10 protein-coding genes are annotated in these 10,156 nt (G+C 43.3%); 6 read left to right on the forward strand and 4 right to left on the reverse strand.

The features are described from left to right. Both QUB08_RS30470 and QUB08_RS30475 read left to right on the forward strand, forming a co-directional pair. Window positions 1-743: ISKra4 family transposase (locus tag QUB08_RS30470; protein WP_333229854.1), on the forward strand; the 743-nt coding region annotated here is incomplete at its 5' end. 49 nt (window positions 744-792) lie between these two features. Next, the gene (locus QUB08_RS30475) at window positions 793-1,296 is read left to right on the forward strand and encodes an FkbM family methyltransferase (RefSeq protein WP_333229871.1); all 504 of its coding nucleotides are present in this window, start codon (window positions 793-795) and stop codon (window positions 1,294-1,296) included. Window positions 1,297-1,475: 179 nt separating this feature from the next. On the opposite strand, the gene QUB08_RS30480 is transcribed toward QUB08_RS30475, so the two are convergent. The 4 genes from QUB08_RS30480 to QUB08_RS30495 form a co-directional block, all read right to left on the reverse strand. Continuing rightward, the gene (locus QUB08_RS30480) at window positions 1,476-2,588 is read right to left on the reverse strand and encodes a glycosyltransferase (RefSeq protein ID WP_333229856.1); all 1,113 of its coding nucleotides are present in this window, start codon (window positions 2,586-2,588) and stop codon (window positions 1,476-1,478) included. 70 nt (window positions 2,589-2,658) lie between these two features. Further along, a complete protein-coding gene (locus QUB08_RS30485; protein WP_445300971.1) occupies window positions 2,659-3,720 on the reverse strand; it encodes a DUF6745 domain-containing protein in 1,062 nt (353 codons plus the stop codon). Between the two features lie 135 nt (window positions 3,721-3,855). After that, entirely contained in the window at window positions 3,856-4,455 is a 600-nt protein-coding gene (locus QUB08_RS30490; protein WP_333229861.1) for a hypothetical protein, read from the reverse strand. 395 nt (window positions 4,456-4,850) lie between these two features. Next, window positions 4,851-6,323 carry a site-2 protease family protein gene (locus QUB08_RS30495; RefSeq protein WP_333229863.1) on the reverse strand — a complete coding sequence of 491 codons (1,473 nt, stop codon included), beginning with the start codon at window positions 6,321-6,323 and terminating at the stop codon, window positions 4,851-4,853. A 33-nt stretch (window positions 6,324-6,356) separates the two neighbouring features. On the opposite strand from QUB08_RS30495, the gene QUB08_RS30500 reads away from it, so the two are divergent. The 4 genes from QUB08_RS30500 (at window position 6,357) to QUB08_RS30515 (ending at window position 10,134) form a co-directional block, all read left to right on the forward strand. Further along, a complete protein-coding gene (locus QUB08_RS30500; RefSeq protein ID WP_333053856.1) occupies window positions 6,357-7,031 on the forward strand; it encodes an MBL fold metallo-hydrolase in 675 nt (224 codons plus the stop codon). A 153-nt stretch (window positions 7,032-7,184) separates the two neighbouring features. Next, window positions 7,185-7,745 (forward strand): sugar O-acetyltransferase, encoded by a 561-nt coding sequence (locus QUB08_RS30505; RefSeq protein WP_333229865.1) that lies wholly within the window; start codon window positions 7,185-7,187, stop codon window positions 7,743-7,745. Between the two features lie 308 nt (window positions 7,746-8,053). After that, window positions 8,054-8,518, forward strand: coding sequence for a hypothetical protein (locus QUB08_RS30510; RefSeq protein WP_333229867.1), 465 nt, complete (start codon window positions 8,054-8,056; stop codon window positions 8,516-8,518). 698 nt (window positions 8,519-9,216) lie between these two features. Next, complete coding sequence (locus QUB08_RS30515) at window positions 9,217-10,134, forward strand: cache domain-containing protein (protein WP_333229869.1); 918 nt, start codon at window positions 9,217-9,219, stop codon at window positions 10,132-10,134. Window positions 10,135-10,156 lie beyond the last annotated feature (22 nt).

A 10,156-nucleotide genomic window follows, 5' to 3' on the forward strand; every position in this document is an offset into this window, starting at 1 on the left:
ATAAGCATGCCGCCCAAGATATTAAGTATCTAACGGGAGTGACTGTTCCGGCTAAAACACAACTCATATTAGTACATGATCAAGACTTCAGCGAACCGATATCAACAGAAGATATTTCAGAGCTAAGTGCAGATGGTGGAAAAGTACGACTGAGGGTACCTAAAGGGCAAAAATCTGAATGGAAAGACTATAAAGCAATTGTGTCGGAAGCTGGTATAGTGGCTAGTTTCAATCAAAATGATATCATCATTGATTGGGCAAATAAACAACCGCTAGCAAAACCTGTAACTTGCCTAGGTGATGGACATGATGGAGTGTGGAATATATTTAAGGAAATCACTTGTGAACAGGAGAGAAGAGAAATTCTCGATTGGTATCATCTCACTGAAAATCTTCAGAAAGTAGGCGGTTCAATTAAGCGACTCAAGCAAGCCGAAGCCTACTTGTGGAAAGGGAATGTAGAGAGTGCGGTAGCTCTATTTACAAAGCTCAAGAACAAATCAGCAGTGAATTTTTGCAAATATTTAGAAAAGCACAAAGAAAGGATTATCAACTATGAAGTTTTCTCTCTTGATGGCATCTGTTCTATTGGTTCGGGAGCGGTAGAATCAGGCATTAAGCAAATAGCCAGACGAATTAAAATATCAGGAGCTAGTTGGAAATCAGAACATGTAGGACAAGTATTAGCTCCGAGTTGTGCTTACTTGAACGGCTTAATTGGTAATCAGCGAAAACCTGCATAAGTATAATTGCTCACTGCAAAAGTGACATGCTCCCAATGAACCCTTAAAAATATATACTTCAGATAATCGAGAATGTAACAGTATTAGTCAAGAAGCTGCTAGTGTCTACGGCCTTCAGGGAGAGATATCAGTGGATGGTATCACTTTAGAAACTTTTCTGAACAACCAGAGAATCGAGTTAGTTGATTTGTTGAAGATAGATATTGAAGGTGCTGAAGAAGCCGTTTTTAACTCAACTAGGGATGCCACGCTCTGCAATGTTAAGCAGATCACTATAGAGTTTCACGATTTTGTGCCAGGTTCTATTAGCACTGAGGAAGTTAACAAAATTACCAACAGGTTAAAAAGATTGGGTTTTATCTGCATTCCCTTTTCATACCTGTTCCCTGACATGGATACCTGTGACTTCTTATTTATCAATACGAATCGATGTAAAATTCCCTATAAAGACTGGCTGGGTTTTCAAATGATTAAGTTGCTTCTAACAATAGAAAAAACTAAGTCATCTCTACTCCGTTCCGCTGGAAACCGCGAACAAAGTATTGCCAATTAGCGCGGTGAAGAAATCCACGGAAAAGTCGATCGGAATCCCCTTCAAATCTATCACTTTTATTTCTCTACAATCAGCTCTGGCATGGCAATCAAGCAATTTAGTCCCGGGTTTTGCCGATTCATTCCTTCGCAGACTCAGGAGGGGAGTAATTCTCCAATCCAAAATCCAAAATCCAAAATCTAAAATCGGCTGACCATTTTTTCATGAATCATCTTCATCTGTGACAATTCTTCCAGCAGTCCCTGCGGTAGAGGAATTTTCACGGCTTCCAGCATACTTTGAATCCGATGCCTCCAATCGTGACGGGCTAAACTCTCAACATAGTTGCGTTTGTATATAGAATTAAGCCTCACCTCGTCCTGTAAAAGTTCATTAATGAATTCAACACTTTTTTGCGGGTCATCGGGCAACTCAATAGTAGCATCTTCCCAATTCATCAACTCATCCATTAGAGGTGTAGTTGGACGCTTCCCAACTACCGCACCGCCAGTCGCAGTACCATAAAACCAACGCAGTGTAATAAACGAGTAAGGAAACCGACGCATACCAGGATAGAGAGTGTCAAATGCCAAGGTGAGTTTGCTATGTCTGAGAATGTGAAATAGCAGCCGAGTATCTGGCTCGTCTCTACGCATTTCGTAAGGCAATTTCGGAAATTTCTCTGCTGTTCTGGGCGTAGATTTAAAGTAAATTTGTTCGGAACCAGGTTGATTGAATTTATTTAAAAACACAGTGTCATACTGTGAAGGTATCCGCCCGAAGCTTGTTAAATCTATTGAACGCTTGAGTTGACACGAACCCTGATCTAGAACATCAGCAGCAAAAGGGATCAGCGATACTGGTATACCAAAACGTTTTTTCAGTTCATCTATAATTTCTGGAAGTGCCACGAATAAATGATCTAAATGATAGACATTTTTTGAATAAATTTCAGGTGCCCAAGAATCGAAAATATAAGCGATGACAACATCAAAACGCTCCCTCCACTTAGGTATACTTGAGAGGAGTTCCAGATTTGCTCCTGCTAAACCAATAATCAGTAAAACATTGGGTTTGTCCGACAATTGAGGTAAAAGTGGTAAATTATATACACCTGTAGTAGACTTAACAACTTTACGGACTATTCGACCGACTAGCGGATAAAGTGTGGATGACCACTGGATTACATCGCGGGCCGATGGTACCAAAAGTTGTGCGTTGCAGGTTCGTACAACAATATTTTCTAATTCAAAAACAGGGTCCCAGGATACATTTGAGGCTAAAGCCCGTGAAGAAAGTACAAAAATATTCATAGCTAGTTCCTTATTTGAGTAGATTATCCGAGCTATTGTACTAATCAATAAAATAGTAGAATAGATAGGTTCACGTTTGCACTGCAAAATCTCCTGGATTAGTTCCCCAATTTACCCAGCGAATTGCATCGAGAGCCGATCGCACTTTTGGCGGCACTCGCAAAGCGTGAAGGTGTCCCGTACTCGGACAAGTCATCTTTAACACATAAATTGGCTCTATGTCAATATTATTCTCAATTTTCAACAAAGTATATTCTTGCCAAATATCCAATTCAGTTGCTTGCAATTCTTGACACATTCTCGGATAGCCGATCGCCTGAATCAAAACTCGCCGCACTTCGGCATTCTGTTCTGTTAACAGCCATGAAGCTTGCCAAGATTGGGGCGGAGCTTGACCGATTATTTCCGGCAGTCGGACGCCACGATAAGAGTATACACTGAACTTGTCAGCAAATTCAACCGCTGGTTGACCTTCGGCGTGGAGCAAATATTCGCTATCAAAATGAAGTTGGATCGGGCGATCGCACACAAAGCAAATTTTCTCAAACGGGTAAATCCAGCCGCAGTGTTCCACTAAAGATTTAAAGGCTGAGTATAAAGGGCGATCGTACTCCAAATTTAACACGCCAATACAAAAATCCACCCAACTTCCGTGACAGGCTGACAGTTCGGAAACTATGCTGTTATTATGATAAGCCTGATCGATCAGGAATCTCTGAAATCTTCCGCCCAACTTCCTTGCTAATTTGACGTAAACTTCGTCTTTAACATGAAGGTGGAGTTGATTCATGAGTTGAGCGTACAGGGGATTATAGAGTTTGCTGTAAATCTTATTTTCTAATTTCCTGCCGAGTTGACTTCTTAATATATCGTACAATTCATTATGAATTTTGTTTCTGATTTCGCTGGCCATTCCCAGACCCGAATCGCGTATCCTTAGCGGTTCAACTGCTTGCAAAGCTAGGTAATGGCTGTCACAGAAAATAATTTCCGGTTCAGGACAACCGATGATGTTGTAGGCGGTATGGATGGCCGCTGTCGCTTGCGGGCGATCGATCGGTGCGATCGAAAGTCCAATTTCTCGCCACTTCTCGCGATAAATCGGAATTAGCGCTATTTGTTCTGGAGTCATTGCGATCATTTGTACAGCTATATTATTTAATTGGCGGTCAAACTTTTTCGGTCTCGCATCTGGTTAAAAATCTAATTAAGTTTCTAGGGTTCACGCAAAATACCACTCCCAAACTATTTTATTATAGTCGTTAAATTATTGGCATAAATGAACTATTGTTTGCAAAACACCTAAAATCATAGGAACATTATCTAGACAATAAACATCAGGATCGACAATTAAATTATTTCCTTCTAATTTAAGAAACCGCCAGACAACGCCAGTAGTTACGCAGCCATATACTGCAGGTAGGGAATTGTGTTCGCGTTCGTTAAATAGCTGAGCAGCTACCATTTGTGCGGCACACTGTGGCAGACAAGATTCTATTTCTCCACCTTTCGTTTCTCTCAATGCAAAAACCGGAAATTTAATTTCCAAATCAAACGGCACGGAAGACAGTATAAAGTCGCATTCTCCATGCAATCCCCGCTCAACATCTACATCAAATGACCAACCAGAAAAAAGAGAAAATTGTCTGTTGTTCCTTTCTCTAGATTCTAACAAAATAGGAGAAATAATCCGTTCCGAACGTTCTTTTGCAGTTGTAACAGCAGTGTTAGAACTAATTTCGAGGGTTCTCCAAAGCCATGCCGAAGGTTCTAAAGGCATAACCTTGGCACTGAGAATAGGACTGAGTGACGGCTCCAATCCAAACAGATCTTTTAATTGGTGGAAAGTAAAGGATTTGTAAGGCATATTTCTCTAATCAGTCGGTGAAAATAAAGATTACTTCGAGATAGAAAGCGAGTTGAGAAATCGTAAGTACGATGGGCATAGGGCATAGGGCATAGGGCAGACCCCACTTTTTTGATAACCGCTATAGCAACCCTTGCAGAATTGGTAAACCTCTCTTTTCTTCCTTCTTTCCTCTTCTTTCTCTCGCCCGATAACTCAATCATTCTGCCCTCTTTCTTCTATCCGTTACCAGAAAGAATTGGTTTAAAGCCTGTCCCATAAGCGGGAGAAATTAAAAGAAGAATATTCATTACTCCAATCCTCTTCCTGACCGGGAGAGGTCGCTATCAACTGTCAACTGTCAACTGTCAACTGAAATCCCGTACATTGCTCGTTGCCGAACTTCCCTCTTCCTTCTAAACATTTAACCACTCAAGGAGTACCCTGGGCGCGGGTAACAAAATCATTAACAAAAGCCCGATCGCCATTAGCCCCAAAAAATCCCGCCGATTATCTAATTCGCTGACATCATTCAACGCCGGTTCGTCGTTTAGTGGTGTGAAAAACAAAATAATCGCCCACAGCAGCAAACCCTGTTCCAAAAAAGAAAGCAGCAGCATACAAAGTCTAGCAACTTGCCCGATCGCCATACTCGCTCGCTGGCCGAACATCGCGTGTACAATGTGCCCGCCGTCGAGTTGTCCCACCGGCATCAAATTAAACGCCGTCACGATCAAACCCAAATAACCCGCCACCGCTACTGGATGCAAATCGATCGCAGTTTCCGCATTGAAAGCACCACCCAAGGTTAACTTGCTCAACAAAGTCATCAGCAGCGAAAAACTCGGTTTGAAAGAGTCAAAATTTAACATTCCCGACTTGTCAGACAGCGGTACAATAGTCGAATGATTCAAACCCCAAATTAATAATGGCACTGTCGCCACTAAACCCGCAAGGGGGCCGGCAATGCTAACATCAAATAAAGCTCGGCGGTTGGGAATTGGACTCCGTATTTGAATGAAAGCCCCAAAGGTTCCTAAGAAAAAAGGAATCGGAATAAAATAAGGCAAAGTCGTGCGAATTTGGTAAAATCTGGCAGCTAAATAGTGGCCGGATTCGTGAATTGCTAAAATTGTAATTAGAGCCAGCGAGTAAGCCAAACCCTGCAACAACATTGATGGGTTGGACTGCAAAGCTTGTTCAGTAACTCCGGCAAGTCGCGCCCCTACAAGCGTAGTCGTAAACACCGTGATCAGCAGCAAAGCTAAGGCGAAAAATGGCCGGGTTACAGATTCGGTTTGGACAGGAGTTTCCCCTGATTGGTGGCTGGGATTGGGAACTATAGCAAAAAAAGGTTGACCGCTCAGGCTATTTTGAAATACTACTAAAAAGCGATCGCCAAAAAGCCTCTCCACATTCTCCCGAATCGCCAGATAAGCCGCCTCCGGGTTGGTTCGCAACTGTCCGCGACAAATTACAGCCTGTGGCCGAAATTCCAAATCTCGCAAAAAGTAAATTGACCAAGGAAAACAATCGCGCAAACTCGCTTCTTCTGCTGCATTGATTGGGCGCACGGGCGGTTTTGGCTTTACAGGTTCAGTCTCCGAGTCTGCTACCTGCTCTGCAGTTTCGGCGGTAATTTTCTTGCGCCCCAACTGTACCAAAAACCAATACAAAAAAGGGCAAACCAGAAAAGGTATAATTACCAACTCCGGCGGTACAGTTTTGCTGGTGCCGTAAACTAACATCCAACCAGTCCAAATCAGCGCGGGCGCCATCATTACCAGCCACAGCAGCCATATCGGAGTCCTGGTGATGCGGCTGGTGCCGTTTTGCAACAAGAAGTACGATATCAGCCCCAATACGAACAACCATAGTAAAAAGAACATAATATTTATCCCATTCCCTTCTGAAATACTTCCTTGAAACAACAGAGTTCAGTCTCCAAACAACCCAGGCCCGTGCTCGACAATATCCTGGCTTTCCCCCCTAACCGGGATACCCTGGGTGCAACAGCCTATTTCATTGTAGAAAACCAAACTAACATCCTGGTGGATTGTCCCGCTTGGGATGAGATTAACCAAACATTTTTGCGGGAACACGGCGGCGTGCGACTGCTGTTTCTCACCCACCGTGGCGCTATCGCCAAGGCGCGGGAGATTCAGGAAGCCACGGGGTGCGAGATCCTGATTCAAGAGCAGGAAGCTTATTTACTGCCGGGTTTGAAGGTGACGGTTTTTGAGCGAGAATTTGTTGTGAGCGATCGAATCAAAGCATTTTGGACTCCTGGCCATTCTCCTGGTTCCTCTTGCCTTTATCATAGTGGCAGCGGTGGAGTGCTGTTTTCGGGTAGGCACTTGCTCCCCAACCGAGAAGCCGCCCCAGTACCGCTGTTGACAGCAAAAACTTTTCACTGGCCTAGGCAAATTAACAGCGTGAAGTCAATTATCGATCGATTTTCGCCAGAAACTTTACAATATATTTGTCCCGGTGCAAATACTGGTTTTTTGCGGGGAAAAGGATCGATCGATCGAGCTTTTGAGAAATTAGCCAATCTGGATTTAGCTGTTTGTTTGCAGTCAAAACCTGAACCCTAAATGTATGCTGCCACCTCAAAAAAATGAGCTGACGCGCTAATTATAGCGGTAAGGTGCGCCTAGCGCACCCTACATTATTCTTCAGTCTCTTAGAGATGAATTTCGTTGGTGAAGTAGCGGTTGAAACCGCCGATTCTTACCTTGGAAAAAACTGTGGAAAAAACCGAAAAACAAAAAATGCTCGCCGGCGAATTGTATTTAGCTGCTGATGAGCAATTAATTTTAGATCGCCAGCGAGCCCGCCGCCTCGCCCGAACCTACAATTCTACCCGCGAAGACGAACCAGACAAACGGTTAGAAATTCTCGCAGAATGGTTCGGTGCAGTTGGCCCAAAAGTTGAAATCGAGCCACCTTTCTACTGCGACTACGGCAGTAATATTTATGCGGGAAACGGATTGTACATGAATTTTGGCTGCGTGATTCTCGACTGCAATCGAGTTAACATTGGCGAAAATTTGCTGTGTGGGCCCAACGTACAAATTTACACCGCTCTTCACCCCACAGACCCGGAAATAAGGCTTTCTGGCCTAGAAATCGCCGCTGAAATTAATATTGGCAATAATGTTTGGATTGGTGGCGGCAGTATTATTTGTCCAGGAGTCACTATTGGCGACAATAGCACGATCGGCGCAGGCAGTGTTGTTGTCAAAGATATTCCCGCAAACGTCGTGGCGGCGGGGAATCCTTGCCGAATCATCCGGCATCTACCTTGATGTGGTACGATCGACACAATCGTGCGATCGGCTCCTTGGAGCTTAACCAAAAAATTTTAGGTTTAGAACAGGCGGTTTGAGATTTTTCACGTAAAATCCCCGAAAAAAACCGTGGAATAAATCTAAAATCTAAAATCTAAAATCGCTTAATATCAAATCCGTTAGCATCGGAATAGTAAATTCGAGTTGACGGTTGACTGTTGACAGTGAACAGTCAACAGTCAACAGTCAACAGTCAACATCATTCCGGTGTTACCGGAAATGATATAATTTCTCGTTCCCGGTTTCCACACTACCAAGCTTTTCTTATGACGACTGCAACAGTTTATCCCAACGCTCCCGATCTCTGCACCGACGACTACATAGCAGTCGGTGTAGCTACCTGCTTCATCAAAGAAGAAGGCGAAGTTTTTGAAGTGCAAGTAATCGAAGCTATTCCCTCAGCAGCTTTAGAAGCAATTGTGAAGGGAATTCCCACATCCTATTTAATGATTTGCGGGACGACTTTGGGAGCAGTGCTCGACGGCGAAACACCCAAAATGTTGCCAGAATTCCCGACATCATCTCAGTTTAGCGAAGAATTTGGCTTTCGGGCGATCGCCGCTGCCCGCACTTACAAAATCCGCCCCCAAGCTCAACTTCACATTCCCTTGGGAACAGTTCGCAACGACTTTACTTATTCCTTAGAACGCAAAAGGGTGCTCAACTCCGAGCGCATCATTCGCACTGAAGACAATGTAAAACAGCACGAACACACTCACAAGGTTCTTTAAACAAATCGCGCAACTGGGGCAATTTGGCAGTGCCTCAGCCAGCGGATGCACCGAAAATAGTTTTGATTGTTGAGATATAAATTAAAGATTTAACAAGTTTTTCCTTCATTAATAATGAACGAAAAACTTTTAATATTTCGTTATCAAGCAATACTGCTGACAGTTTTTGATTACCAACCGTAGAATAAGGGTTTCAAGGCGATTCAGCAATCGAACTATCAACGGAAAATCTAGGGTTTCAGACTACGAAGTAAAAACAGTCAGGACTATTGATTAAGACACACACCAAACATCTCAACCTAAAAAGTCTACTGCTCACATCACCTCAATAACATTAATTATTAACGACAGTAAAAAATAATTAAGTAGTTGATGAAAGTTTTTAATTTGTCAAAAAAGTGGTATAATATTATTCCTGTTTAACAAAGTGATATAAAATCGGGTAGCATCGGAATTAATGTTACCCACCGCTTTCGACACGGCAGTGCCGTGTCCCTACAATTAATCTGGGTAGGGAAACGGCACTGCCGTGTCCTTTATATCATTCCCGTGCAACCGGAAACGATAGAAGCCGTTCGGGGGGGGGGAAATTAAAAAATCCCCGCAATTATTGAATGCTAGTAGTTTAAGACTACTGGCAGGCGGGCGAGTAGATAGTAGGTGAGCTCAGGATTTCAATCTCACAAATTGGTCAAACCATGCGAAGCTTTGCGAGAGTAAAGTGGTGGAAATTAACTCGACTATTGCCAGCGGGATTAAAGGGCGAATACTATCTTCCCTACAAAACTGCGCTGTTAATTTTGGGCGTAACAATTATGGCAGCTAGCATCACTGGTTGTATCAGCTATCAAAGCGTTCGCCGCTTGATTATCACCAAAAGCGAGCGAAATGCTTTGTTAGAAGTTAGGGAGCGGGCCCACAAGATCGATCGCTGGCTCGGCACTAGAAAGGCTGAGATCGAAATCCTCGCCCACACTCCTCCGGTTCGTTCGATGAATTGGTCAGTGGCAGAGCCTTATTTAAAATCCGAAGTAATTCGACTGCAAGAATTCCAGCACTTGGCATTAATTGATCCCGACGGTTCTTATTTCACCACAAAAGTGGGCAGAGCGTTGATTAATGTGAGCGATCGCCAACACTTTAAAAAGGCAATGGCTGGGGAAGTCTATGTTTCAGATCCTACCATTTCTCGCACGCTCAAAAAACAAAGTATTGTTCCCATTTCGGCTCCCGTGTGGTCAAATTCGGTAAATTCTATTGATAAAACAGCACAAAAGCCGATCGGCGTAATGAACGGCGTCATTAGCATCGACCGAATTGCCCAAGTAATAAGAAAGCTGGAATATGGCCCCGGAACTTATGCTTTTGTTCTGAATTCTCAAGGAGTGCCGATTGTGCATCCCGACGCTCGATTAATCGGAAATATCGACAATTCGGCTCCCAGTCTTTTAGAGTCAGCAGATGCTAATTTGGCAAATGTAGCCCGCGAGATGGTTTATCAAAAAACGGGCATTGTGCTGACTCAAATCAACGACGCCAGAGTTTATGTTGCCTATCTTCCTTTAGAACCCACATTCCGCAGGTCTTTAAATAGAATTGATGGTTATAAAATTTAAAAATTCAAGCCTGAAGAGATTA

Origin of the sequence: Microcoleus sp. BR0-C5, from assembly GCF_036705045.1 — a bacterium.
GTDB lineage: Bacteria > Cyanobacteriota > Cyanobacteriia > Cyanobacteriales > Microcoleaceae > Microcoleus.